The sequence below is a fragment of the Alishewanella longhuensis genome (assembly GCF_014653435.1).
GTDB lineage: Bacteria > Pseudomonadota > Gammaproteobacteria > Enterobacterales > Alteromonadaceae > Alishewanella > Alishewanella longhuensis.
This window is the reverse complement of record NZ_BNAO01000006.1, coordinates 711-26,340: the sequence shown is the minus strand read 5'-3', so window position 1 is coordinate 26,340 and position 25,630 is coordinate 711. Positions and strand designations below refer to the sequence as shown.

Annotated in this window: 20 protein-coding genes; 4 read left to right on the top strand and 16 right to left on the bottom strand. The window is 45.7% G+C overall.

Features of this window, described 5'->3' with window-relative positions:
• Positions 1 to 14: 14 nt before the first annotated feature.
• The 7 genes from yacG to IE163_RS12315 form a co-directional block, all read right to left on the bottom strand.
• Positions 15 to 248, bottom strand: a complete 234-nt coding sequence (gene yacG / locus IE163_RS12345) for a DNA gyrase inhibitor YacG (protein WP_189433287.1) — start codon at positions 246 to 248, stop codon at positions 15 to 17.
• Between the two features lie 98 nt (positions 249 to 346).
• On the bottom strand, positions 347 to 1,096 hold the full coding sequence (gene zapD / locus IE163_RS12340; RefSeq protein ID WP_189433286.1) for a cell division protein ZapD: 750 nt from the start codon (positions 1,094 to 1,096) through the stop codon (positions 347 to 349).
• A complete protein-coding gene (coaE, locus tag IE163_RS12335; RefSeq protein ID WP_189433285.1) occupies positions 1,096 to 1,731 on the bottom strand; it encodes a dephospho-CoA kinase in 636 nt (211 codons plus the stop codon). The genes zapD and coaE overlap by 1 nt, the downstream gene beginning before the upstream one ends.
• Complete coding sequence (locus tag IE163_RS12330; protein ID WP_189433284.1) at positions 1,728 to 2,606, bottom strand: prepilin peptidase; 879 nt, start codon at positions 2,604 to 2,606, stop codon at positions 1,728 to 1,730. Before IE163_RS12330 ends, coaE begins: the two co-directional genes overlap by 4 nt.
• Complete coding sequence (locus tag IE163_RS12325) at positions 2,603 to 3,835, bottom strand: type II secretion system F family protein (RefSeq protein WP_189433283.1); 1,233 nt, start codon at positions 3,833 to 3,835, stop codon at positions 2,603 to 2,605. Before IE163_RS12325 ends, IE163_RS12330 begins: the two co-directional genes overlap by 4 nt.
• Before the next feature lie 6 nt (positions 3,836 to 3,841).
• Positions 3,842 to 5,542, bottom strand: coding sequence for a type IV-A pilus assembly ATPase PilB (gene pilB / locus IE163_RS12320; RefSeq protein WP_189433282.1), 1,701 nt, complete (start codon positions 5,540 to 5,542; stop codon positions 3,842 to 3,844).
• A 247-nt stretch (positions 5,543 to 5,789) separates the two neighbouring features.
• Positions 5,790 to 6,245: an Hsp20 family protein gene (locus tag IE163_RS12315; protein ID WP_189433281.1), complete on the bottom strand. Its 456-nt coding sequence runs from the start codon at positions 6,243 to 6,245 to the stop codon at positions 5,790 to 5,792.
• 369 nt (positions 6,246 to 6,614) lie between these two features.
• On the opposite strand from IE163_RS12315, the gene IE163_RS12310 reads away from it, so the two are divergent.
• Positions 6,615 to 8,399 carry a diguanylate cyclase domain-containing protein gene (locus IE163_RS12310; protein ID WP_189433280.1) on the top strand — a complete coding sequence of 595 codons (1,785 nt, stop codon included), beginning with the start codon at positions 6,615 to 6,617 and terminating at the stop codon, positions 8,397 to 8,399.
• A gap of 31 nt (positions 8,400 to 8,430) precedes the next feature.
• Here the strand turns inward: IE163_RS12310 and IE163_RS12305 are convergent, their stop codons facing one another.
• Both IE163_RS12305 and IE163_RS12300 read right to left on the bottom strand, forming a co-directional pair.
• A complete protein-coding gene (locus IE163_RS12305; RefSeq protein WP_189433279.1) occupies positions 8,431 to 9,255 on the bottom strand; it encodes a substrate-binding periplasmic protein in 825 nt (274 codons plus the stop codon).
• Positions 9,256 to 9,377: 122 nt separating this feature from the next.
• On the bottom strand, positions 9,378 to 10,325 hold the full coding sequence (locus tag IE163_RS12300) for a carbohydrate kinase family protein (RefSeq protein WP_189433278.1): 948 nt from the start codon (positions 10,323 to 10,325) through the stop codon (positions 9,378 to 9,380).
• Positions 10,326 to 10,577: 252 nt separating this feature from the next.
• On the opposite strand from IE163_RS12300, the gene IE163_RS12295 reads away from it, so the two are divergent.
• On the top strand, positions 10,578 to 12,503 hold the full coding sequence (locus tag IE163_RS12295; RefSeq protein ID WP_189433277.1) for an alpha-amylase family glycosyl hydrolase: 1,926 nt from the start codon (positions 10,578 to 10,580) through the stop codon (positions 12,501 to 12,503).
• Between the two features lie 405 nt (positions 12,504 to 12,908).
• Here IE163_RS12295 and IE163_RS12290 read toward each other — a convergent pair whose 3' ends face one another.
• The 4 genes from IE163_RS12290 to IE163_RS12275 all read right to left on the bottom strand — a co-directional run bounded on the left by IE163_RS12290 (position 12,909) and on the right by IE163_RS12275 (position 18,758).
• Positions 12,909 to 13,499 carry a hypothetical protein gene (locus IE163_RS12290; protein ID WP_189433276.1) on the bottom strand — a complete coding sequence of 197 codons (591 nt, stop codon included), beginning with the start codon at positions 13,497 to 13,499 and terminating at the stop codon, positions 12,909 to 12,911.
• A 119-nt stretch (positions 13,500 to 13,618) separates the two neighbouring features.
• Positions 13,619 to 14,845: an MFS transporter gene (locus IE163_RS12285; protein WP_189433275.1), complete on the bottom strand. Its 1,227-nt coding sequence runs from the start codon at positions 14,843 to 14,845 to the stop codon at positions 13,619 to 13,621.
• Positions 14,846 to 15,179: 334 nt separating this feature from the next.
• Positions 15,180 to 16,205 (bottom strand): LacI family DNA-binding transcriptional regulator, encoded by a 1,026-nt coding sequence (locus tag IE163_RS12280; protein WP_189433274.1) that lies wholly within the window; start codon positions 16,203 to 16,205, stop codon positions 15,180 to 15,182.
• A gap of 126 nt (positions 16,206 to 16,331) precedes the next feature.
• Positions 16,332 to 18,758 (bottom strand): TonB-dependent receptor domain-containing protein, encoded by a 2,427-nt coding sequence (locus tag IE163_RS12275; RefSeq protein WP_189433273.1) that lies wholly within the window; start codon positions 18,756 to 18,758, stop codon positions 16,332 to 16,334.
• 420 nt (positions 18,759 to 19,178) lie between these two features.
• Between IE163_RS12275 and IE163_RS12270 the strand changes: the two genes are divergently transcribed.
• Complete coding sequence (locus IE163_RS12270; protein ID WP_189433272.1) at positions 19,179 to 20,756, top strand: methyl-accepting chemotaxis protein; 1,578 nt, start codon at positions 19,179 to 19,181, stop codon at positions 20,754 to 20,756.
• Between the two features lie 202 nt (positions 20,757 to 20,958).
• Here IE163_RS12270 and IE163_RS12265 read toward each other — a convergent pair whose 3' ends face one another.
• Together IE163_RS12265 and IE163_RS12260 are read right to left on the bottom strand one after the other, a co-directional pair.
• On the bottom strand, positions 20,959 to 21,321 hold the full coding sequence (locus tag IE163_RS12265; protein ID WP_189433271.1) for a BON domain-containing protein: 363 nt from the start codon (positions 21,319 to 21,321) through the stop codon (positions 20,959 to 20,961).
• A gap of 201 nt (positions 21,322 to 21,522) precedes the next feature.
• Positions 21,523 to 22,392, bottom strand: coding sequence for an alpha/beta hydrolase (locus IE163_RS12260; RefSeq protein WP_189433270.1), 870 nt, complete (start codon positions 22,390 to 22,392; stop codon positions 21,523 to 21,525).
• A 166-nt stretch (positions 22,393 to 22,558) separates the two neighbouring features.
• On the opposite strand from IE163_RS12260, the gene IE163_RS12255 reads away from it, so the two are divergent.
• On the top strand, positions 22,559 to 23,482 hold the full coding sequence (locus IE163_RS12255) for a DUF3667 domain-containing protein (RefSeq protein WP_189433269.1): 924 nt from the start codon (positions 22,559 to 22,561) through the stop codon (positions 23,480 to 23,482).
• A gap of 95 nt (positions 23,483 to 23,577) precedes the next feature.
• On the opposite strand, the gene IE163_RS12250 is transcribed toward IE163_RS12255, so the two are convergent.
• Positions 23,578 to 25,305: a PocR ligand-binding domain-containing protein gene (locus tag IE163_RS12250; RefSeq protein ID WP_229833555.1), complete on the bottom strand. Its 1,728-nt coding sequence runs from the start codon at positions 25,303 to 25,305 to the stop codon at positions 23,578 to 23,580.
• Positions 25,306 to 25,630 lie beyond the last annotated feature (325 nt).

Here is a 25,630-nt window from a genome sequence, read left to right as displayed (position 1 = left end):
GCTGTGATGCTCGTTTAATCTTTAAAAAACTGGTTGTCCTGTTGCAGCATATCCTGCTCCAGCTCAGCCAGGTATTCTTCAGACAACTGCTGATCAATCGGTAGTTTATCCGGGATACGATGGTTCTCCGCTGCCCAATCGCCTAGATCTATCAGTTTGCAACGCTCGCTACAAAAAGGGCGAAACGCAGATTCTGCGGCCCAAATGACCTTTTTTTCGCATACCGGACATTTTACTGTTACTGACACAAGTCGCTCCGCTTATTGTTGGGTAAGGTTATCACAGGAGTAAATTGTAACAGATAAGGGATAACGATGTTGAGTTGCGGCGCTGTAATTGCTGCTCTTTAGCAGCAGGCAAGCTGAAAACGCACAGCATCGGCACAGGCACTACGACCATCCTGTTCTGACAATTGCATAAATCGAATAGCATAACGGTAGCGGTTACCGCTTACGGTAGGAAAGGAGCAGCAGCTGTGCGTATATTTAATACGTAGTAGCTCATATTGTTCGGCGTTTTGTTGGTAAAAGCCATTCTCGGCATAAATTTCACAAAACTGTCCACGCTCACGAATAAAGCTGAGTACAAACTGTATAGCTTGCTCTGCCAATTGCAGTTGCGTTAGCCAGTCAGATTTTTGCTGCTGCTGCTCGGTGGTGGGCAAGCCCAACCAATATTGCAATTGTGGCATATCGAAGTAACAACAGCCACCAGGCATGGCAAAACGCTGGCGTAATGGCGCCAGAAACTTATCGTCTTTCAGTTGATTAACCAGTTTACCGCTGCGTAATAATTCACTTTGCAAGCGCAGTGCTTGTTGTAGTAGTGTTTGTAACTTGCGATCAGAAACCGAGGGATGGCTCGACCAAGCGACCAATTGGCTTTCACAACGCTCAACATCTTTAATTAAGTCGGGACGAACATCGTTACGGTCTAATACATCGATGAGCGCAAACAGTGTGCTGAAGAAACTAAGTTGCTGTGCATGATTAGCTTCAGCATAAAGGGCGGCTAATTGTGAGAATAAGTGCTCAATCCGCAGATAAGTGCGGATTTTTTCGCTTAGTGGATGTTCGTATACTATTTCTGCAGTCATCACTGCTCTTTGTGTCTTATTTTGCCGCTTAGTTCAAGATATTTTTCATGTAAATGCGCCACTTGCTGTAAAAGTTCGTTAGTCGTGCCATTGTTGTCGATAACATCATCAGCTAAGGCTAAACGCTGTTGTCGGCTAAACTGCGCGGCCATAATAGCTTTTATCTGCTCGGCGCTATTCTGGTCACGTTTTATAGCACGCAGTAGCTGGGTTTCCTCACTAACGTCAATCACTAAGACGCGCTGTACTAGTTTATCTAAACCATTTTCTAGCAACAGTGGGGCAACTAACAAAGTGTAAGGTGTTTGGCTATTTCGCAGTTGTTGCAACATTTGTTGGCGGATAGCCGGATGCAGCAAAGACTCCAGCCACTGTTTAGCGCTTAGATCCTGGAAAATAAGTTGTCTGAGTGCCGCACGGTCAAGTTGGCCATCTTGCTGCAAAATAACGCTGCCGAATTTTGCCTCGATGGCCGCTAAGCAGCTAGTACCTGGCGCAACTACTTCACGGGCAACCATATCCGCATCAACATAGCTCGCGCCCAGTTTTGCAAACTGGTCTGCCACGGTGCTTTTACCGCTGCCGATACCCCCAGTTAAGCCTATCAGCAAGCTAAGGTTGTCCGCTATGATCATAAACCAAGATAGCCCAGGTAAAGACCAGTGATTTGCTCTCCCCAAAGCATCGCAATCCAGCCTGCGGCGGCTATGTAAGGGCCAAAAGGAATTGGTGTGGCTTTATCTTTACCCTGGATAGCCAGTAAGCTGGTACCGATAATAGCTCCGACTAGCGACGATAATAAAATAATCAGCGGTAGCTGTTGCCAGCCAAGCAAAGCACCAAAAATGGCCAGTAGCTTAAAGTCACCATAGCCCATGCCTTCTTTACCCGTGAGTATTTTGAAAGCCCAGTACACTAACCATAAACTCAGATAGCCGGCAGCTGCACCAAGAATCGCTTGAGCTGGTGTTACTAAGGCAGCATCGGATAAGCTAAAGAGTAACACCAGCCATAACAGCGGTAAGGTAAGTTGATCAGGTAACAGCATCTTATCAATATCAATAAAACTAAGTGCAATTAAGCCCCACGTTAAAAAAATCAGCAGAGCTGCGGTTAGCGTAGGCCCTTGTTGCCAGGCAATGGTGGCAGATAGTACTGCGGTAAGTAGTTCTACTGCGGGATAGCGTGTACTAATAGCTGCCTGGCAATGACGACAGCGTCCTTTCAATACTAACCAGCTTAACAGCGGAATATTATCGTAAGCGGCTATAGGCGTGTTACAGCTGGGACAAGCTGAGCGGGGTACCGCTAAGTTGAAGGTCGCTACCGCCCCCTGTTCCTGAGCCTGCTGAAAATAGGCTTTAAACTCAGATTGCCACTCGCGCTCCATCATAATAGGTAAACGATAAATCAGCACATTGAGAAAGCTACCAACCACTAAACTGAACAAGGCAACAATACTGATAAACAACCACGGCATTTGTTGCAGAACGGCTAAAAACTCTATCATCCGACGATATTCCCCAACTGGAAAATGGGCAGGTACATGGCAATAATTAAGCCACCGATAATTACCCCTAACACCGCCATAATCAGTGGCTCTAATAATGCCGTTAAGCCGTCTACGGCATCATCAACTTCTTGTTCATAAATATTGGCGACTTTGGCCAGCATGCTATCTAGTGCCCCTGACTCTTCGCCAATGGCGACCATTTGAATTACCATTTCTGGAAAACGGTCCGTTTGCTTCATGGAGAAATGCATCTGATTGCCCGACGACACTTCATCTCGTACTTCCATAATAGCGTTTTTGTAAATCTCGTTGCCCGCAGCGCCGGCTGACGATTCTAAAGCCTCAATCAGTGGCACACCGGCAGCAAAGGTAGTAGAGAGGGTGCGTGCATAACGCGCAACGGCAGCTTTATTTAATATATTGCCAATTACCGGCGCTTTTAATATTAAGGCATCGGCAGCCGTTCGGAATTTAAGACTATTTCGATAAGCTTTGCCGGTAAGGAAACCGGTTAAAATCAGAATACCTAAAACCAGCCACCAATACTGTTGCATCAGCTCAGAAATGCCTAACACAAATAAAGTGAAGCCAGGGAGTTCTGCTCCAAAACTGCCAAATATTTCAGCAAACTGTGGTACCACAAAAATCAATAATATGGAGGTGACAATAGCCGCAACCACCAGTACTGCTATGGGGTAGAACATGGCTTTTTTAATCTTAGATTTAAGCGCTTCCGCTTTTTCTTTATAAATAGCGATGCGATCGAAAATTCTATCCAAAGCACCCGACTGCTCGCCTGACTTCACTAAATCACAGTAAAGATCATCAAAATATTTTGGATGCTCACGCAAAGTATCGGATAGTGGTAAGCCAGCTTGGATTTTCACAGAAATTTTTTGCATTAGCGCCCGTAGGCTTTTGTTGTCGGAGCCATTTGCAATTAAATCAATAGATTGTACCAGAGGAACGCCAGCCCCTAACATGGTGGCAATTTGCCGTGTGACAATTGAAATATCGGCGGCAGTGATGCGCTTTTCATCTCCGAACAACGAGCGGGCTTTTTTCTTAAGCGTAGAGGCAGTGACACCTTGCTGTCGCAGCAGTGCTTTGGCTTCAGCAATACTGGTCGCTTTAATTTCACCAGTTTTACGATCACCTTTACGATTTATGCCTTTATAAGTGAAGACTTGCAGCTCTTTAATTTTAAATTTTTGTGTCTGCGCCATCTGCTATTATCCTTTGGTTACCCGGTTTACTTCCGCTAAACTGGTAACACCGGCTGCGGCTTTAATTAAACCAGATTGTCGGAGGTTATAAATTCCTTCACGTTGCGCTTGGGTGGCAATATCTAGAGAATTACCATTCTCCATAATTATATCAGCCATTCGCTGACTTATTGGCATAACTTCATAAATACCTACCCGACCTTTATAGCCGTTTGTACAGTGATCACAACCAACAGGTTTGAAAATAGTAATACTAGCTAGTTGCTCTTCCCGAAAGCCTTGGCGCAGTAATTCCGCATGCGGAATATCTTCCTGCTTTTTGCATTTTGGGCATAGTCGACGAGCTAAACGCTGCGCAATAATCAGAGAGACGGAACTTGCCACGTTGTATGCTGGAACCCCCATATTGAGCAAGCGGGTCAGGGTTTCTGGTGCTGAATTAGTATGGAGGGTCGATAGTACCAAGTGACCGGTTTGCGCTGCCTTGATGGCTATTTCAGCGGTTTCCAAATCACGGATTTCCCCTACCATCACGACATCGGGATCCTGGCGTAAGAAAGCCTTTAATGCCGACGCAAAAGTTAGCCCAGCACGCGGATTCACTTGCACCTGATTAATGCCAGGTAGGTTAATCTCTACAGGATCTTCCGCGGTAGAAATATTGGTTTCTTCGGTATTTAATATGGCAATGCCTGTATAGAGTGATACTGTTTTACCGCTACCAGTTGGTCCTGTTACCAATATCATACCTTGCGGTTGAGCCAAGGCATCCAGGTAGCGTTGTTTTTGCTCTGGCTCATATCCCAAAACATCAATACCCAGCATGGCACTGTCAGAATCTAGGATCCGCATTACAATTTTTTCGCCCCAGAGGGTCGGTAAAGTACTTACCCTAAAATCGATAGATTTTTTTGCAGAAATTTTGAGTTTAATTCGACCATCTTGCGGTACCCGTTTTTCCGCTATGTCTAGTCTGGACATAACTTTCAAACGCGCCGATAGACGGGTAGATAATGCCACCGGCGGACTGGCAACTTCGTTAAGTATACCGTCGATGCGAAAGCGAATGCGGTATTGTTTTTCGTAGGGTTCAAAATGTAAATCTGAAGCGCCTTTGCGAATAGCATCTAACAGTATCTTGTTAATAAAGGTAATGATGGGTTGGTCTTCTTTCTCGGTTTGCACTGAGTCAGCTTCATCAGCCTTATCCTCTACCACACCCATAGCAGAGAGGTCCCAGTCACCCTCATTACTGCCGATACTGTCGTAAGCGTTCTCAAATAGCTTATCAAGCAGTTTGTGCAGTTTATCGTATTGCACTACAACTACTTCAGCGTTTAAGCCTGCATTAAATTCAAAATCTTCAATTGCCGCGATATTGGTAGGATCGACTACCGCCAGATACATTGTCCTGCCACGCTTACTTAAGGGTAGCATATCGCTTTTGCGGGTCAGCTTTTCGTTGCGCAGCTCATCGGGTATTGAGGCAATATTGAAATGATCCAGATCCAACATAAGATGTTGATTAATGCTGGCAGCAGTTTCTGCAAGATCTTGAGCAGAGATGAGTTTTTCATTAATTAATAGTTCGGGTAAGGTGCGATACTGCCGACCTTTTTCATTAATTAGGCGTGATACCTTCTCACCATCAATAAAACTTTGCTGGATAAGTCTTTTTAGTAGGGTAGAGTTACTGTTAACCGCCATAGGGGCTATTTATCCCAGACTGATACTGAATTCAGAAGATATTAAGATTATGCCAGTATCCCTTATATATTCAAGGTTTACTGACTAAATTTGAAATTAGTTCAGGGTGTTAAGACTTTTCGGTAGTTATTACTAATAATCAGTTTAAATAGCGATTGGTGTATCAGCACTTGTAATAGCCAATAATCAAAAAACATCAGGGGGGGCTTGGGCCCCTGATGTTTCTGTGGAAGAAGCCAGTGTTTGATTAGCTAGCTTGTTCTAGAGCTCTGGTTTGGCTTTTTTCACTAACAATACTAATTTTCCTCGGTTTTAGCGCTTCAGGTACTTCACGTACCAATAAGATATGCAACAAACCGTTTTCTAGCTGAGCGCCGGTGACTTTAATATAATCAGATAGCTGGAATTTACGCTCAAAATTGCGCTCGGCGATACCCTGATGCACAAAGCGGCGGCTTTCGTCTTTAGCCTGTTTCTGGCCTTTTACCAGGAGCGTATTGTGTTCGGTTTCAATACTCAGTTCTTGCTCGGTAAAGCCGGCGACGGCCATCGTAATGCAGTACTGATCTTCCCCTGTTACTTCAATATTGTAGGGTGGATAAGCGGGCTGCTTTTCATTACGCGCGGCGGCATCCATCAGGGCTGCCAGATGATCAAAACCGATAAAAGAACGATAAAACGGAGAAAAATCTACATTAGTCATAACCAAGTCCTCATTAGCAATTTGGTAGTTATACCCTTCGGTATGTTTGCCCTTCTATTGAACGGGCGGGTTGTTTAACAGGCACCATAGCTGGCTACCTGTTACCTATATAGGGTCGGTTTTTTCGCTTTCAAGGGAAATTTTACTAAACGATCATTTGCTGCAATATATAACTGTTACCCAGTGAAGGAGGCAGCAGCAGTGCGTTTAGCCTTGGCGTTGACAGCCATTTCATTTGTTGTTTCGGAAGCGATGGCGATGCAACTGTAAAGCTTGATGATAAAACGTATTAATTTTGTATTGTGGCTTCATTTTACCTGCAGTTCCGCTAATATAGCTTTATCGGATTGAATGGTGTGCTATTACTTTATGCTGCTTACAGTATTTATAAGTTGGTTATTACTCTACGATCCGCTGATATCGACGGCTCCACATGCTTCTAATGAAACCAAATGCTGCGACGTATCGCCGCTGCTGATTTTTCATGATGTGAGCGGGCAGCTTACGCTGAATGAGGTAAAAGCAAAAGTAACTGATTTTGTTGCAGCGGGAGACAATCTTAGCTTTGGCTATCAAAAAGGCGCTTATTGGCTGCATTTAACCCTAACGCCGACTAGTGTTGGCCAATGGTGGTGGGTTTTTGATTATCCATCACTTGACCATGTCACACTTTACCTTGAAAACACCACAGGTATTCTCGAGCTGCATTCAGGTGATACGGTACCTTTACCGCAGCGAGCTTTTGTACACCGGAAACTGGTTTTTCCTCTGGTGTTACCTGCAACAGAAAGCAGCACCTTATGGCTAAGAGTAGTGACTGAGGGGAGTGTCACACTTAGCTATCAGTTACTGGATAACGATACTTTTATTGCGCACACCCGCTACGCTTACCTGCTGCCGGCCTTGTATTTTGGCTTAATCATTGCACTGGCCAGCTATAATTTCTTACTGTATCTGGCGTTGCGCGAGAAAGCTTTTCTCTGGTATGTGTTGTTTGTCTTGGGTTTTGGTATTGGTGCTCTGTCCCTTAATGGTTTAGGTGCCGTTTTTATTTGGTCAGAAATATTAAGCTTTGGTAACCGCATGTTGCCTCTGGGGTTTACCGCTGCCAGTTTGGCCGCTATTTTGTTCACCCGCGACTTCCTGCATACCCGACAGTTCTTACCCAGTTGGGATCCCTGGTTACGGCGACTTATCGTCCTGAAAGCTTTTGCCCTTATAAGCGTATTTTTTATACCTGTGCAAGTAGCATTAATTGTTATGTCATTAATTGGCATTATGACGGTCTTTACTTTAACGATTTGTGCCATCAAAGGTATGCTGCAGCATGCTCCTGGAGCGAGGTTATTTGCACTCGCCTGGAGTATGCTATGGCTAGGTACTGTCGTTATGTCGTTGCGTAATTTCGGCGTTCTACCCTCCAATACTTTTACAGTCAATGCTATGCAACTGGGCTCCGCTATTGAAATGATCCTGATTTCGCTCGGGCTGGCACAGCGTTTTAACCGCTTAAAGCAACAACATAGCGTGATACAACAGCAGATGCTGCAAACTGAGCAGCGTCGGGTTGCCGAATTACAGCAGCATGAAACCGAATTAGAGTTTAAAGTGCAACAACGTACCGCAGAGCTAGAGCGGCTTAATCAACGTTTGCAGGTGCTGGCGTCGACCGATACCCTCACCAATTTGGCGAATCGCAGTGCTATATACCAACAATTACAACAAGCACGCGCCCGCTCTTTACGCTATCAACGGAAAATGGCGCTCTTTTTTATTGATCTGGATGGTTTTAAGCAAGTTAATGATGAATTTGGTCATCAGGCTGGAGACTGGGTGCTAAAAGAAGTGAGTAAGCGTCTGCTGCTATGCTGCCGGCAAAGCGACCTGGCTGGCCGCTTAGGTGGTGATGAATTTCTAGTAATTTGTGAAGATATTAGTTTACCGCAGCAGTTAACAGAGTTACATCAGCGCCTACAAGATTCCCTGAATCAGCCTTATCACTATGGTGAGCAAATACTCAGTGTCACCGCCAGCATTGGGGTCTTGTATACTGATGCTAAGCTAACGGCAGACACCATGCTGGAATACGCAGACAAGGCCATGTACGCAGAGAAGCAAAGGAAACGTACAGGCCGGTTGGCTGCTGAACACTAAGTCACTGGCTAAGTTTCATTTACCATGCCGCTTACTGCTGATATTGCTGTAATAATTGCGCTAAACTGCCATTCTGTTTTAAGCGATTAATGGCGGCATTTAGCTCAGCAAGCTGTGCTTCACTAATACTGGTTTTACTTAACATCAGGTGTACGTCTGAGGCAGGTAAACGTAGTGAGCTGGCAACTATGTCACGATCCAGGCCTTTTCTGCGCAATATTGCCGTGGCGACATAACTATCTTCTAATGCTGCAGTTATGTCTTCATCGAGTAGCCTCGCCAAATTTAGCTCCGCTATCTGAGCGCTCACAAAGGCTTGTGGTGTGCTGCCATATAAGCTATCAATCTCTTCACCGTAGTAATAGTCGCTTACCAAACCAATTCTGTTCCCTGCAGCAAGCAGGGTGGGTATATCGGCAAATTCCAGATTAGCATCATTGCGGGTATAGAGTACAAATTGCTCCTGGCGGTAAGGCTCAGAGAACCATGCGTAATTCTCGCGTTCAATATTGCGGGATGCCCCAGGGAGTAAGTCAAGCTCGCCATCTCTTAACTTGGTAAGCAAAGCTGTCCAGGTATCTTGCTCCAACTGCAAGTCGCAGTTTAGCTCTGCGGCTAAAGCTTGCAGAATGTCGATATCCATACCAACAGCTTGTTGTCCTTGACCAAGATAGTGATAAGGTTCCCAGGCATCAAAGCCAGCTCTTAGCACACAGGTATTTTCTAGGGGCGGGGCTGTTTCGGTCACAGAAACGCTTTGTTGCTGTGGAGTTTGTGAAACAGGCTTACAGGCGGTAACTAACAAACTTAGGCTTACACAGTAAGCTACAACGAGGATTAGAGGAACACTGCGCATGGCAAAACTCCTTTTAGTAAGGGTACTTAACAAGTGTAGTTTCGAATATTCGATTTGCCATTATTATTTTTGATAAAGTCGCTGTAAGCTTATTACAGCGACTTGCGGTATAAAACAAGCTGCTAGCTTGCTTCCCATTCAAAACGGGTAGGTAACGCGGTAAAAGCTCCAAAATGTTGGCAGGTTAACGAGCCAGCATGAATGGCTTTAGTAATAATCTGCTGCTGTAAGCTCAGATTCTGCGCTATTGCCGTGAGTTCGTATTGTGCCAGTAGTTGGCTGAGCTGGAACAACCAGGCGCCGACAAAGGCGTCACCGGCGGCTGTGGTGTCGACCACCTTTACCGGGGTAACGGCTACACTGAGCTGCTGACTCGCAACATAGCTTTTTACTGCTTTGCTGCCCGCTGTTACTATTATCCAGCTAGCGGTGTGCTGTAACTCTAAAAGCCAATCGGTTTCAGATTGAGCCGCGGCTAAATAGCTTAACTCATCATCACTGAGTTTAACCACGTCAGCCAGTGCTAACAGTTGGTTGACCAATGCGAGATCGGCAGAGCCTGTTGGCCAAAGGTTATGCCTTAAATTAGCGTCAACGGAAATTATCCAACCACGAGCCTTGGCTTCGTTTATCATGGCAAAGCTCGTTTCAGCGATGGCTTGGTCTGTTAAGCTATTAGAACATAAATGCAAAATACCCCGATTTCGCCAAAAATCAGCAGGTAAATGTGCTGTGGTATAGAGTAAATCGGCAGCGGGCGGCCGGTAAAACGAAAAACTACGGTCTCCTTCACTATTTAAGGCCACAAAGGCCAAGGCTGTTTTAGCTGCACTGGTGCGGGCAGTTGCGCTGCAGTCCACACCATAATGTTCTAATTCTGTTTGTAAAAAATCACCAAACATATCGGCACCCAACATGCCAACAAAATGGCCACTGCCGCCAAGTTTGGCGACAGCCACCGCAACGTTAGCGGGCGCTCCGCCGGCAAAGCGGCGAAACAGGGCGGGTTGCTGTGGATCTTGTAAGAAGTCGATTAATACTTCGCCAAAACAGCATACGGGAATTGTCATAAAAAGCCTGCTCTTGTCATGTTGGAGTCTGTTGTCATAATGCAGTGAGTTATCACGCTGCAATAATGTTTAAGCATAACAGCTCACTTAACTGCACATATGCTTAATTGTTTAAGTTCAAATTAGCTGATTGCTGTAACGGTGTAAAGAAGCTAGTAGCTAAAATTGATTATTTTTTAGCTTTTGCTTGAAATTCTTGCCGAATAGAGCAAAGATAGCCATAACAAGGCTAGCAAGGCACAGCAGGTAATTATGAAAAAAACATCCCGCGAATTACTACAGAATACAACACAGCTTGATATTGAATGTGAGATTTTACTTAAACGATTTAGCTTATCTCTTAAAGCAACGGCAAAAGGGCGCTGGCCAATTCTTGAGGAGCGTTTACAGCAAACACTACCCCAACTATTGCCACTGTATTTAAACCTTTATGGCGAGCGATACGATTGCTACTATCACCTAGAGCAGCTATTAAAGCTTTTAGCTCGTGCATTAGTGCAGCGGCCAGACTACTTATTGGCCGAAGATGAAGCGCCACAGCAATGGCATAAATCACAAACAGCGTTAGGTTCAGCCTGCTATGTCGATCTCTTTGCCGGAGACTTTAATGGTTTGGCGCAACGTATTCCTTATCTTAAACAAACCGGCATTAATTACTTGCACTTAATGCCTCTGTTTAAAGCACCTGAGCCGAATAGTGACGGTGGCTATGCAGTATCTGATTATCGCAAAACCATGCCGCATTTGGGTTCTATGGCACAGTTATCTGAGCTGATGCAAAAACTGCATGCTGAAGGCATTCGCCCAGTATTAGATTTTGTGTTTAATCATACGTCTGACGAACACCGCTGGGCGGTAAAAGCTAAAGCTGGTGAGCAACAATTTCAAGATTATTATTTCTTTTTTGACGAGCAAGAGCGTGACCAATATGCGCCTTGGCTGCGAGAGATTTTTCCGGAGATCCGTCGTGGCAGCTTTACTTTTGAACCCGCGGTAGGGCGCTGGGTCTGGACCACGTTTAATAGCTTTCAATGGGATCTTAACTACGCCAATCCTGAAGTATTTAATGCCATGGCAGAAGAAATGCTGTTTTTAGCCAACCAGGGAGCAGCGGTATTACGTTTAGACGCTTTGGCCTTTGTATGGAAGGAAGCGGGCAGCAACTGCGAAAACTTATCCAAAGCGCATACGCTTATTCAGGCTTTTAATGCAGTAGCGAGTATTGCCGCACCGGCACTGCAATTTAAATCAGAAGCGATAGTGCATCCTGACGAAGTGGTAAAATACATCTCGCCTGCTGAGTGCCAGCTATCTTATAACCCGTTGTTGATGGCGTTGTTGTGGAACAGCCTGGCTACCCGCAAGACCCGCTTATTAACCGAATCCTTACAGCGGCGTTTTGCTATTGACCCCTATTGCAGCTGGGTAAACTATATTCGCTGCCATGACGATATTGGCTGGACCTTTGATGATAATGTAGCCTGGCAACTGGGGATTAACCCTGATCATCACCGACAATTTTTAAATCAATTTTATACCGGGCAGTTTGCTGGCAGCTTTGCCAGTGGCGTGCCTTTTCAGCAAAACCCGGTAACCGGCGATTGCCGGGTTGCTGGTATGCTGGCTTCCCTTACTGGGGTAGAGCAGGCGGTTGCCGCCAACGATCAACCTAAGTTAGCCCATGCGTTAGCGCGCATATATTTGCTTAATAGTGTGATCTTAAGTATTGGTGGCTTACCGCTGTTGTATATGGGTGATGAGCTCGGCTTGTTAAACGATTACCGCTATACGCAAGATGAAGCGAAAAAAGACGATAGCCGCTGGGTAAACCGGGTTAAGGTAAGCGAGCAACAATTAGCGCAAGCGACGGATGCCAGCAGCTTATCGGGTAAAATCTATGCTCAATTGCAACAGCTTATTGCGGTGCGTAGTCGCCTAGTGGCACTTGGCAGTGGTAGTACCGAGATATTACAAAGCGGCAATCAACATCTCTTTGCTTATCGCCGGCAGTTAGATCAGCAAAGTGTGCTGTGTGTGGTCAATTTTAGTGAAGCGCCGCAGCCATTTACTAGCTTGCCAGCCAGCAGTTGGCAAGACGAGCTAACAGCAACCCGCTATCAGGCGCCTACAATTACCTTACAACCTTATCAAGTGTTGTGGTTAACGCCGGCTAGCTAAGTTTGCAGATTTGAGATTGGCGCAATGCCCTTAGCTGGGTAGTAATTTTCTCCACCGGCTTCGAGGTTTCTTCTGTTAGATCGTTTTAGTCAAACCGTTAGGCTGCTTGCAGCCGATATTGCACACAAAGACGCCGTAAACCCATCCATGGGGTCTCCTGTCCGGCATCCATGCCGTACACGCTTTGTTTAGCAATATCGGCTCGCTGCCTGACTACACAGGTTTATTTAAAACGTTCGTGAAAGATCAGCAAGGTTCAAACGAGGCGGTAAACGCATAGTACACTTTGATCGAGGGCGTGTTTTTCATGGATGAAAAACAGGAGCCCCCATGGATGGGTTTACGGCGTCCCTCGGCAAAGTTGTACGGCGCGTTTAGCCGCCGGATGTACTAATCTTGGTAAGATTATCTAGCTACCGCTTGCCAGCCCTTTGCTGCTTTTTGCTGACAAATCGGATTACCGTCATCCGCGAGGGTCTCTGCAAAGAACCACTCTTTAAACACTACCCACTCTGAATTAATAGCTGACTGACACTGGCCATTGGCCTGCTCTGCAAAAAGCGTGTCGGCACATTGCGGTGTATCTGGCAGAGTACCGCGATAGGCATAGGCATACACCGCCTGACAATGCTCGCTCACATAATTACGAAACACCACTAACCAACCTTGCTGATAACGCACAATGCTAAAACTGGGCACATTAAACTCTACTGCTGTGGCAATAATCTCTGGCGCTGAAGCGTCTTCTTGCAACTTCATGCCCTCGGCAGTACGTTGGCGAATTTGCAGTGGCTCGCCTCTACGCCAGGCAAAACCATCGTAAGCAGTGGGTTCCGCTACTTGAATAAGGGCTTCTAAGCCGCGCTGATTGGCATTAACCTCCTGGCGAATGGTGCGCTCCACCTGCTCTGCAGGTGAAGGGCCTTTTAGTGCGTCACAGGCTGGTAAGGTGGCTGCCGCAATAAGCAAGCTGCAGATTTTTAATAGTTGGCGCATGGCAATTCTCGGACTTATAGTGAGTAATAATCAGAAACAAAGCGGTAATTTAGCATAAAAAAGCCCCGCAGCGCGGGGCAAACAGTATAACTCGAGAGAGCTAAACCAAGAGAGGGAAATCAGTGGCTGTACTTTTGCAGCTGCGCTTCAGCCGGGTTGGCAAAGTGGTTCCACCATAAGCCTGCCGCCATCAGCAAAGCAAAGCCAGTTGCCAGATAAAAACCATAACGGACATCGCCAAAAATATCGCCGATAATACCCATTAAGAGCGGCCCTAATGCTGCTGCTAACGCCGTAAAAGCTAAAATAAGCCCCGCTGCGGCACCATGTTTATTGCGCGGGAAACAACTAATGCCTTTTGAATTCAAAGTAGGGTACATCATTGACATAAATAGGCCCGATAACGGCATTAACCAAAGAGCCCAGGCCACACCATTTAGCATGCTGAGCACAAAGCAGCAGGCAATAGCACTGCTAAACCAAGCCAGTAAAATGGTCCAGCTAAATTTACTCAGCAGCCATTCTGCTAAAAAGCGGCCTATGGTACGCAGAATAAAAAATACCGTAATGGCATGTGCGGCCAGTGTCGTCCACTGGCCATCGTATTGTTGTAGCAAGGTTGGTAGCCAAACAAAAACAGCCACTTCTGTTGCTACATAACAAGCAATTGCCAGCGAAAACCCCAGCGCATAAGGATTCTTAATTAACGCCAGGCAATCCCAAATAGAGCTTTGCTGTTGTACGGTGTAGGCGGGGTACTCCATGCGCCAAGCAATCACCAGCAAAATGGCACAAATTAAACCGGCCAGTAAATAGAGTTGCTCCCATGCCATATCATAGGTTAGCAACACGGCTACCAGCGCTGGGCCGGCTATAGCGCCTAAGCCAAAAAAGCCTTCCACCCGATTCATCAGGCTGGTATGGCTTTTCGAATTATTGCTGACATCGCCAATTAGCGCTAAAGCACCGGTTTTGAATAAACCAATGCTTAAACCGCACAACCCCAACAGGAATAAATAAAACATAAAGCTCTGGCCAACCGCAAAGGCGACACACGCCAGGGTATAGATAAACAAGCCAAATAAAATAATTTTTTTCCGACCCAGACGATCAGCCAGTTGCCCCAGAAAGAGACCTGATAAACCAATAAATATCATCGGCACATAATGAAAAGCCGCTGCTTGAGTTAGGGAGAGGTTAAACTGCTTGACGACTTCCGGAATAATAACGCCGACAGCGTCAGTGGTCATAGCAAAAACAAAGAACATCAGGCAAGTCATCCACTTAACCTGAGAATGGGTGTGGTTAGCCACCACAGCGGCATTGAGCGGTTGTGTTTTTTGCATCTTTCTACCCTGTCGTTATCAGCTTTATGTTAGCTGATTAGTTATGTTGTTCTGCTTTTAACGCTTGCCTGTTTGGCTCGCTCGGCGAACATTATTTTTTACTCAACGTTAATGCACATCCATGCTGATAACGGTCTGCACAGGTATTGCAACAGGGCGCATGCGGTTGAGTATATTATAAGCATAAAACTACATCTAAAACGTTTAAGATGCAAGGGCGAAGTTTGTTTTTTTATACTGAACGAGCCTGATTATACCCGCAGGTGAAATTGGAATGGCTTAGCCTGCTATCATGCTTGGCTTTTAGGAGAGGGTGGGCTAGATACCCGCTGCGTTAACAGCTGGTTCTTAAACGTAACTCGCACTCCAGCATCACATCCTGCTGACAATCGCCGTTGAGCAGCAAGCGTGCTGCAGTACGTCCTTTTTCATCACTGTGCTGTGCTACTGTAGTTAAGGCAGGATAGGCACGTTCCGCCTCTTCAATACCATCAAAACCAACGATACAAAGGTCTTCTGGAATGCGTAAACCAAGCTGACGTGCCACACTCATAGCTCCTAAGGCAATGCGATCACTCATGCATAACAGTAGTTGCGGCCTTGGATGTTGCGTTAAAGCCTCACGTGCGGCAATTTCGGCGTACGGGTGAGTATTTACCGGAATGTGCCATACCTGATCAGCTGGTAAATCGCGTTTTAGCTCTGCGGCGGCGGCCAGGTAACCATCAAGCCGTCGGCGCGATATGGCCTCATCTTGCCCGTATAGCTCTGTCGGCTGCATACGGCAAACCCGGTTTGAATCTATTAGGCGTAAGCCCAGCACAGCTACTTTACCTTGCTGTTTTTGCATGGCATACAAGGCAATCTCGTAAGCGTAGCGACTATTATCAATATTGACTGAGCCCATACCCGGTAAATTGCAATCGACACTTAACATGGGTTTGCCACTTTGTCGTACCCGGTCTAGTTGTTCATGATTCATCGGGCTGCCGTAAATAATAAAACCATCGGGTAAGGCTTCAGCAGTACTATGCACGGCTTTCGCACCCGACAATAGCAGCATATCTTTACCATGAGCCTGCAGCACCTCGGCAATGCCTTTAATTAGCTGATTTGCCACAGGATCACTTACCGAATATTCGAGCGTGTCAGACAGCACAATAGCAATCATATCTGAGCGCCCTGTGCGTAAACTGCGCGCCTGGGCGTTGGGGCCAGTAAAGCCTAACTTTTCACTTTCAGCCAAAATATGCCGCCGTAAATCGGCAGATAATTGATCGGGCCGGTTGAAGGCATTTGAAACCGTCGCTACAGAAACACCGAGGTGTTTCGCCAGAGATTTCAGGGTGATTTTTGCCATAACTTAACTATCCTTAATACCTAAACGGCGCCGACTTATTTTGTACTAAAACGAAAAAGCTGCAAGTAAACTTGCAGCTTTGCATATCTTGCTCAACAATACCAGTTGGAAAAGCGGTGCAGTGCCTTAGAACTGATAACGTAATCCAAGAGATGCTGTGCGGCCATTGATCGTTCTGGCGGTAATAATACCATTTGCTGGCACACTACCTTGTTCTGCTTCGGTAATACCAATGGTATCAAACAGGTTATTGATATTGACCGACACCGTTAAGTTCTGCGCCAGCTCGTAATTAGCAAAGACATTTACCTGGGTATAGCCACTAAACTTCAGATCATTATTATCCTGTGCGTAAGAGGCACTGGTGCCAACCAAGCTAACGCCCACTTGGGCATTGTCCATGGTGTAACGAGCTAACAAGTTGTAAATAAAGTCAGCTTGGCGGCGCGGCTTGTTGCCAACTACGTCAGGGTTCAGGGCATCTTTACTGATTTCTGCATCGGTCCAGGTTACTGAGCCGCGTAAGTCAAAGTCGCCAATACGGTAGCTACTTTCCAGCTCGATCCCCTTTGCTTTGTAAACGCGGTCAAAGAACTGCTGGGTAGTCGCTTCAAAGTTTTGCTCATCGGTTTCGGCAAAGAAGAGGGTGGCAAACAGGTTCAAATTGCCATGACGGCTTTTGCTACCCAGTTCATACTGTTTCACTTGATCAATGGCGTCTTCCTTCGCCACTGAGCCATCGGCATTAACCTTACCAAACAATAAGCGATCTGCATTAGCTCTGCCGCCCTTACTTACCCGACCAAACATAGCCCAATCACGGCTATATTGATAGTTTGCACCCACAGAGTATGAATTATAACCCCAGTCATAATTCACTAATTGTGGATTGCCCAAATCAATCCCTGACACGCTTTGTTCTACCAGGCTAATAATGCCATCACCATTCATATCCCGGCTGCTTTGCACAGCGCCGGCATAACTGCCGCGGGCTTTGCCGATGTCGCGGCGCACGCTGGCCTCTAACGACCAATCACCCAGCCCCCAACTTGCCGACGCATACGGGGCTTTAATGCTGTAATCGGTGTTGTAATTGCGTTGACAGCAGTTGCCCCAAAACGGCACCCCATAAGCTAATAATCCCTGTTCAGAGTAAGCGGCACCATTCGCGGCATACACATCCAGCAATTCAGCATTATCGCCTTTTAAAGCCATAAAATATGAATTCCACAACCATGACATATTGATGGATTGGTCAGCCAGGTAGTAACCTAAGCTAACGTTTACATCACCAAAACTGCGGCTAAGCTTCAAATCATTGACGATAGAGCCAAAATCATTAATTTCCACATCAAAGGTATGTACCCGCATAGCATTCGCGTTATATAGCTCGCCTGCTTGTGGCCCAACGGCATACCTTACAATGGCTCCGTCGCCGGCAATACTGTTCGCAATACTTTGGCTGCTATCGACTTCGGCTGGAAATAAGGTAATAAAATTGCCGCTGACGCTGCTAATCCGGAAACGATTATCGATAGACCAATTGTCATCCAGATCAAACAAGGCTTCAACACCAAAACTGTTTACTTCCGGGTTCATACCATTACGTAAATCGCCACGTGAGATCTGATTCTCACCGTTTAAGCGCACAGTTTGGCTTAAATATACCGACTGTAAGGTGTCTTTCTGAGAGTCATAGCCCGGTACAGAACTGCCGTCGGCAAACATAGGCATTGGCATATAGCTGGCAACCCGATCGTTTAAATGCTTACCATAAATACGCACGTAGCCAGTATCAAACTCTTTAGTAATATTGGCTTTTAACTGATAACCGCGCTCACCCTGATAGCCAGGATCACGAATGCCTTCACCCTGGCGGATAAAGCCCCCGAAATGAAAGCGGGTATCTGCGTTAATATCACCACCGTATTCAAAATCAGTGCGGAACTGATCATAATTTAAACCTGTTGTAAGCGCGATGCTACCAGCGTTTTCTACACCTGTTTTACTGATAAAATTAATGACACCACCAGGCGAGTTGCTGGCTAGTGTACTGGCAGAGCCGCCACGAATCACATCCAGCCGCGAAAGGGTGGCGTCTGCCCGTACAAAAATATCGGCATTACCAAAGGCGATATCGCCAAACTGTAATACGGGCAAACCATCTTCTTGCAAAGTTAGAAACTTAGCACCGCCTGCCGCCACCGGTAAGCCCCGCACGGCTATATTGGCGTTACCCTCGCCGCCGGTTGATTCACTCCGAACACCGGGCAGCATACGAAATATTTCAGCGGTGCTTCTGGGCGCGCTGGCATCAATATCATCAAAAGTTAGGGTACTAACCGACACACTGGACTGCATAACGGTTTGATTACGTGACACTGCGCCGGTAACCAGGATTCGCTCAAAACCAAGGCCTGTTGTGGCTTCAGGTTGTTCGGTATTAGCCGCATCTGCTTCGGTATTATTTTGCTGAGCATGTAACACATTAGCGCTAAAGGCTAAGCCAATAGCCAGTGCTAAGTACGAACGGCTGAATGGTGTTTTTTTCATTTGTTGTCTCCCTTGTCGATCTTTAAAGTGTTGTTTTTATAGCAGCAACTAAAACGATTCAGATTAAGAAGTAAAGTACACACCTGTTTGCTTTTATAATAATAGTGTTCTTAACGCTTAAAATAGGCAGTTACAGCAGGTTTTACTGCTATTTATCGCTTTTTATTCAAGTGTTGCCGATTTTGGTTAACCTCTACAACTGATATGCGTCCTATTATCAATGGATCGCCCTACCATCTTAAACGTTTTACCTGTAAAAGAGTGAATCGTCAATAGTGGCTAATAACTAAACAAAGAATTTCACGGAAACTAACTCACAATGCCGCTTGCGATATTCGAATTTACTTCTAAACTAAAAACGAGCTTCTTTCTAAAGAAGCCTTTGAAATTTTATTTAAATCAATAAATTAAAGGGTGGCTATGGCTTCTTTATTACAACGCACACAGAATCTCAGCGTACGCAAAAAGCTTTTATCTGGCTTTAGCTTAGTATTATTAATTCTAGTCATGATCTCAGTGTTAAGTTATAACGGTTTAGAAAGCCAAACGGCGAGATTTAAGCTGGTGACTGATGTAAGCGAAGCTAATTTACTGATTAGCGAAGCGCGCCAACAAGAAAAAAACTATATGCTGCGTAATGAGCGACACTACTACCAGCAAGCGTTAGAACTGGCAGCCAACGCCTATACCCTTGGGCAACAAAGCTTGACACAGATGACTACCGAAGAGGCTAAGGCCTTTATGCAGCAAATGCTGCAACATCTTACTGTATACCAACAACACTTAGCACAGCTTGGGTCGGCAACTTTAGGTTCGGACGAAGCGCTACGCATCGAGGCGCTAATGACCGTTGCTGCCAGAGCCGCCGATCAGGCCGCTACGGAGTCGGTAGCCCTCCAACTTGCTAGGTTGGAACAAGAAACAACCCGCATCGAGCGGGTAATCACTTTAGCAGCCATCATCGCCTTGTTTATTGGCTTAGGTGCAGCGTTAATCATTACTTCTATGGTGGTAACACCCTTGCATCATGTTATTGGTGTAGCCGAAAAAATTGCGGCTGGCGATCTGACAAACAATTTACCCACTACTCGGCAGGACGAACCAGGGCAGCTAATGCGCGCTATGCAGCAAATGACCTTAAGTTTACGCGATGTATTACAAAGCCTCACTTTAGGCATTGCTCAGCTTGCCTCTGCTACAGAAGAGATGGCGGCTATTTCTGAACAAAACTCTGCCGGTGTTCGGCAACAAAAGGAAGAAACTGAGCAGGTGGCAACGGCCATGAACGAGATGGCCGCTACAGTGCAGGACGTAGCGAAAAGTGCAGAAGAAGCATCGGATGCTGCCAATCAATCTGCCGAGCAGGCGGTGGCGGGGGAGCAGGTAGTACAGCAAACCGTATTACAAATTAAGACTTTGGCGCATGAAGTGGCTGTTTCAGCGCAGGCTATTAATGAGTTGAGCCAACAAAGCAGCAATATTGGCGAAGTGCTCGATGTTATAAAGAGTATTGCTGACCAAACAAATTTGTTAGCCCTGAATGCCGCAATAGAAGCCGCACGCGCTGGTGATGCTGGGCGCGGTTTTTCGGTAGTTGCCGATGAGGTGCGAGCTTTGGCATTTCGTACCCAAGAGTCTACCGGCAAAATTGAGCAGCTTATTGGCAGTTTGCAGCAAAAAGCAGAAGCTTCGGTCACTAATATGCAAAAAAGCGCTACCTTAGTAGAAAGTACACTTGATAAAGCCGACAACGTGGGATCAGCGATTAAAGTGATTAATGAAGCCGTTGTTAATATTCAGCAAATGAATCATCAAATAGCGGCTGCGGCACTGCAGCAAAGTACAGTGGCGGAACAAATTAATCGCAGTATCTTTAATATACGCGATGTGGCGGAGCAATCAGCAACAGCCAGTGAGCAAACTGCCGCAGCCAGTTCTGATTTAAGTGTCTTAGGAAATGAATTACAACAATTGGCTGCACGTTTTAAAGTGGCGTAATTTAAGCTGTCACCTTCGTTAAATAGCTACTAAGCGGCAAACGTCAACAGCCCTGGTTATTTTCGCGATAAGTGAGTTCGTTACCCTTAGCAAAAAGCTGGCTAAAGACATGAGCTTAGTCCGCGCCCTTTAGCAGACACCCTAGACGCCCTGACGGGCGTCATAGTCGCACTTTGGAGTTTGGCGTGTTGTTTACCTGCGATTAATTTACTGCCAGCTGGTTATTCACTGTTAGTTGGTTATTCACCGCATGCACCCCAGATACAGCTGCTACAATAAGCTCTACATAAACTCGTTGCGCTTCTGTTGCGACTTCACCAGACAATTTTACATCGCCTTTGCGGGTTTCAACATCAATGGTCAGATGTTTTAATTTAGGATCTGCCAGCATTTTAGTGTGCACCGCTGTAGTGATATTTGCATCATCTCCACTGCCGTCTTCGGTAGTTACTGTTAAAGCCAGTGGCCCAGGTTGCGTGTTAGGGCCTGGTTTGCAACCACTGAGCACCAGGCAACCTGTTAGCACTATGCCAATGCTAATTAATGTTAGCGTTGTTGTTTGCATTATTTGCTCCTGCAGGCTGCGTAAATGCAGCCAGCTTTTATCATCCGCTATTCACAGCTAGCGCTCTGTGCGTTGACAAACATAATAAGCAAGTAGCACGCAACATTGAGATAGAGCCCCTGATATCTAGCGCAGCGATACCGCCAGAGCCCCATATAGTTTAAAAAGCGCCGGTGTCAGGTGATTAAACTATATGGTGATCTATCGGCTCTTTGCAAAAAACTGGCTAAAAAATACCAGTTGATATTCAATACTGCTGCGCCAGTAATGCCAGTTGTGGCTGCCTGGCCACTCAGCATAATAATGGGGAATAGCCTGCTCGCGTAATGCCTGATGCAGTTGCCGGTTTACTTCAATAAAAAAATCTTCGTTGCCGCAATCTAGATATAGCGCCTGAGATTGGGTTTTAAGTTTAGCAATATGACTAATAATAGCGGCATCTTGCCAATTATTACTGTTGGCTGTTGGTTCCCCAAGCACGGCATTTAAATTCCAGCGCCCGGCAAAAGGCCGGGGATCAACACCGCCGCTTGTGCTGGCCAAGGCACCAAATAGCTCAGGATGCTGTATGCCAATATGCAAAGCTCCATAGCCGCCCATACTCAGGCCGCTAATACCTCTGCCTGCTGCCGATGCAATAGTACGATAATGTTTATCTACATAAGCCACCACATCTTGCGCTAGGTAGCTAGCGTAGCGCCATTGTGGATTTACCGGGCTATCGGTATACCACTTATCGATAGCTCCATCGGGCATCACTATAATAATATTGTACTGATCGGCTAAGCTGGGAATGGTGGTTTCAGTGGACCAATTTTGATGATCCCCACCATAACCATGCAGTAAATATAACACCGGAAAGCGCCCACTGGTTTGCTGATAGCGATTGGGCAAAACAATGGTAGCAGGGTAACTTTGCGCCATCTGGCTGGCAGGGATTTGCTTGATCTCAAGCTGATAAGCTACTGCAATGTTACTGCTAGCCAGCAGCAAAACAACAAGCAAAAATAGCGGGTTAAAAACATAAGGTGCCTTAACCCGCTTGGCAAGAACAAAAATTTTGTTAAACATCGTGGGCGGCAGTCTCGTCATTATTTCTAATAATAAAATATAAACAAAAACGTTAAATATATTTTTCTCTAAAGCAGCAATATATTGCCAGTTCAGTATTGAGTTTATTGTTATTCACAGTAACAATTAATGCTTACTTTTGGTAATTATTTTGGAACTCGCTGCAATGGAAGCGCAAGCCCCCCTTGTTCGCTTTTGCGATAATTGTTATACACGCTTACAGGGTGATTTTTGTCATCAATGTGGCCAGGAGAAAAAAACCTACATCCGTAATGTCACAGGGGTAGTTACTGAGTTTTTGGGTGAATTTAGCAATTGGGACGGCCGGCTGTGGCGTACCTTGTTGCCGCTTTGGTTCTGGCCAGGTTATTTAAGTTTGCGCTATGTTAAAGGCCATCGTGCGCCCTATGTCCCTCCGCTGCGATTATATTTGTTTACTTCTATTATTGCCTTTTTATTATTTGCCAAACTATTACCCGAAACCACCGTAGAGGTGCCCACTGCCGAGAGTATAGCGCTGCGCCAGGCCATTACCGGTGAGGTCGCTGCCAACCTGGCCGCCGAGGGCATAACAAAGCCAGCCAGCGTGGCTGAAACAGGAACCGCAATACCGCTATTGTCTGCTGAGTTAAACCAACAGTTTCAGCAAAAACTCACTGAGCTTGCGGCCAACCCGAAGTTAGCCATAAATAAATTTTTTAGCTTAGCCCCCCAAATGATGTTTTTGTTACTGCCGCTGTTCGCCTTACTGCTAAAGCTGTTCTATATTCGCTCGAATCGCTTCTATACCGAGCATTTAATTGTGGCCTTACATAGCCATAGTTTTATTTTGCAAATATCGGTATTGTTTGTTGGGTTATCAACTCTGGCGGGGGCAGTGACTATACCGTGGGCCGTGACACTCATAGAGTGGTTCGCTATGCTGGTGTTGTGCTGGATGCCACTTTATCTATTACTGTGCCAAAAATATTATTACCAGCAGCGTTGGGGGAAAACACTACTGAAGTTTTGGCTAACCAGTTCGTGCTACAACTTACTGGCTGTCAGTGCGTTAGTGGGGTTAATTATTTTAAGTATTCTTTGGGCATAAAAACTGCCACATTCGAATGTCGTGTTATCCGTAAGATTTATGACCATACAGCAAAGTGTTGGCCAACTTTAATATGGTTTAGCCAATCTTTACTGTTACCGTAAATTTTTTTCGGAATACATCGAGGTGTCTGCAGCCTGTAGTAGCTCGTCTGTAGTTAGCTGATTACCTTGAAATACCACCATACCAATACTGGCGCTGCAGTAATCAATCAGAGTAGCCGTATTAAGTTGATAGGGTTGCCGCAACTCTACTTTGAGCTTCGCTGTAATAAGCTGAGCTTGTTGCTCAGCTAAAGCAAGCTCATTGCTCAGCTCGGTTAGCAAGACAATAAATTCGTCGCCACCAAAACGCGCAACAGTATCTGTTTTACGCACCTGTATTAGCAGCCGTTTTGCAGCTTCAATCAGTAAAGCATCTCCTACTGAGTGGCCATAGCAGTCGTTGACCAGTTTAAAGTTATTGAGGTCAATAAACAGTAAGGCGCAATACTGCTGATTGCGTGTACTCTGAGCCATAGCATACTCAAGGCGCTCGTATAAATAAGTACGATTAGGTAAATCGGTTAAGCCATCGTATAGCGCCAAATGACGAATAGTTTTTGTTGAGAGATGACGGCTTATAGCCACCTCGGCTAAGTGACTATAAGCATCAATTTTTGCTAACAAGGTCGTCGTAGGGATGGTCGCCTGGCAATGATAAAGTGCAAAGGTGCCTAAAACCTCACCTTTCGAGTTGATAATTGGTTGTGACCAACAGGCCCTTACCCCAGCCAACTTGGCTAACTCAAGATACGCCTGCCAATTGGGATGTGTGAAAATATCTTCGGCATAACACACCTTGCCGGTAAAAGCGGCAGCACCACAAGAGCCGATAGTCGGCCCTATTGGCACACCGTCTAGTGCTTGATTATAAGCCTCAGGTAGCGAAGGTGCGGCACCGGTATGCAGAGTTTGTGTGGCCGTATTTAATAACAAGATTGAGCAATACACGTCGGGATGCTCTGCTTCTAGTAGTCTTACTAAGGCGTGCAATATATCCGTTAGCGGTTCATCGCGGCTAATCATGCTCAAAATATTGTTCTGTTGCTGCAGCTCCCGAGTGCGTTCGTGTACTTGTTGCTCCACACTACTAATAATCAGCTGATTCTTAGTGTTAGCTTTACATAAGCTGGCAATTTGCTGTGCGAGGGCGTTGACTAATTCTAACAAAGCGGGGAGTGCCGCTTCTTTTATAATTGGCAGTTCGGCAATTGCGGCCATATATTCAGTCTGCGTAAAACCCGCCTGCTGAGCTTGTGCTACAAAGAACGCCTCATCGGGGTGGTCTAATAAAAACTGGCCAATAAACAAGTTCGCAATATGTTCACCGTCGACTATCAATGGCGTGGCGCAATCGGTTAAACCATTTTTGCAGCGATAAATAGCATAGTTTTTGCCTTCCAACATATGTTGTGAAAGCTGTAAATCACTTTCATAGCAGCGTTGCTGCGTAATTTCTGCTTCGCGGTGGAAGCTGATACAGGCGCGCTGCCATTTAGACGAAGCAATCACTTTGCCTTTAAGATCGATTAGGGCTATCGCCACCCCCATCACTTGCAGGAAACTATTGAAAATGGCATTTAGGCTATGTAAATCAGCGTTATTAAAAAAGGCGGTTTCTTTAGAAAAAGCGTCGCCTTGTGGCGGAAATTGATTCCAGTCAGCAGAGAGTGGATCAAACATCTGGACAATGCTGGACCCTTTGATGAGATGTGATTTTTTATCGTCCATATAGGCTAATAATACTACATAAAATTTGCGGCGGTGCAGGAAATTACGCATTTTTAAAATTCAAGAATTCTGTTGAGTACTTTTTAAACGTTATGCTGTGACCGTAATTTAATAGACCCTACCCACAACAGTGCTAAATTCGAATTGTAAGCTATCGCTGTTGGTGCGGGACCCGTTCATCTGCCGTGTTACCCAAACTTAAATAGGCAGGTAATGGCTGCCAAAGTTGAATGGCTTACTCTTTTCTGCCTGAGGTGTTGCCAGTAAATGAACATGATTGGTCATCAGTACAAAAGCGTGGATCGCCACCTGATGCTGCTGGGCATAGCGCTGTAGCCGTTCAAGATACACGGTGTAATCTTGCCTGGTGAAAAAA

Bases quoted from the DNA above. Each gene is read 5' to 3' on its own strand.
- zapD (WP_189433286.1), bottom strand. From the start codon at position 1,096: ATGACTGCAGAAATAGTATACGAACATCCACTAAGCGAAAAAATCCGC.
- coaE (WP_189433285.1), bottom strand. From the start codon at position 1,731: ATGATCATAGCGGACAACCTTAGCTTGCTGATAGGCTTAACTGGGGGT.
- IE163_RS12330 (WP_189433284.1), bottom strand. From the start codon at position 2,606: ATGATAGAGTTTTTAGCCGTTCTGCAACAAATGCCGTGGTTGTTTATC.
- IE163_RS12325 (WP_189433283.1), bottom strand. From the start codon at position 3,835: ATGGCGCAGACACAAAAATTTAAAATTAAAGAGCTGCAAGTCTTCACT.
- pilB (WP_189433282.1), bottom strand. From the start codon at position 5,542: ATGGCGGTTAACAGTAACTCTACCCTACTAAAAAGACTTATCCAGCAA.
- IE163_RS12315 (WP_189433281.1), bottom strand. From the start codon at position 6,245: ATGACTAATGTAGATTTTTCTCCGTTTTATCGTTCTTTTATCGGTTTT.
- IE163_RS12310 (WP_189433280.1), top strand. From the start codon at position 6,615: ATGCTGCTTACAGTATTTATAAGTTGGTTATTACTCTACGATCCGCTG.
- IE163_RS12305 (WP_189433279.1), bottom strand. From the start codon at position 9,255: ATGCGCAGTGTTCCTCTAATCCTCGTTGTAGCTTACTGTGTAAGCCTA.
- IE163_RS12300 (WP_189433278.1), bottom strand. From the start codon at position 10,325: ATGACAATTCCCGTATGCTGTTTTGGCGAAGTATTAATCGACTTCTTA.
- IE163_RS12295 (WP_189433277.1), top strand. From the start codon at position 10,578: ATGAAAAAAACATCCCGCGAATTACTACAGAATACAACACAGCTTGAT.
- IE163_RS12290 (WP_189433276.1), bottom strand. From the start codon at position 13,499: ATGCGCCAACTATTAAAAATCTGCAGCTTGCTTATTGCGGCAGCCACC.
- IE163_RS12285 (WP_189433275.1), bottom strand. From the start codon at position 14,845: ATGCAAAAAACACAACCGCTCAATGCCGCTGTGGTGGCTAACCACACC.
- IE163_RS12280 (WP_189433274.1), bottom strand. From the start codon at position 16,205: ATGGCAAAAATCACCCTGAAATCTCTGGCGAAACACCTCGGTGTTTCT.
- IE163_RS12275 (WP_189433273.1), bottom strand. From the start codon at position 18,758: ATGAAAAAAACACCATTCAGCCGTTCGTACTTAGCACTGGCTATTGGC.
- IE163_RS12270 (WP_189433272.1), top strand. From the start codon at position 19,179: ATGGCTTCTTTATTACAACGCACACAGAATCTCAGCGTACGCAAAAAG.
- IE163_RS12265 (WP_189433271.1), bottom strand. From the start codon at position 21,321: ATGCAAACAACAACGCTAACATTAATTAGCATTGGCATAGTGCTAACA.
- IE163_RS12260 (WP_189433270.1), bottom strand. From the start codon at position 22,392: ATGTTTAACAAAATTTTTGTTCTTGCCAAGCGGGTTAAGGCACCTTAT.
- IE163_RS12255 (WP_189433269.1), top strand. From the start codon at position 22,559: ATGGAAGCGCAAGCCCCCCTTGTTCGCTTTTGCGATAATTGTTATACA.
- IE163_RS12250 (WP_229833555.1), bottom strand. From the start codon at position 25,305: ATGCGTAATTTCCTGCACCGCCGCAAATTTTATGTAGTATTATTAGCC.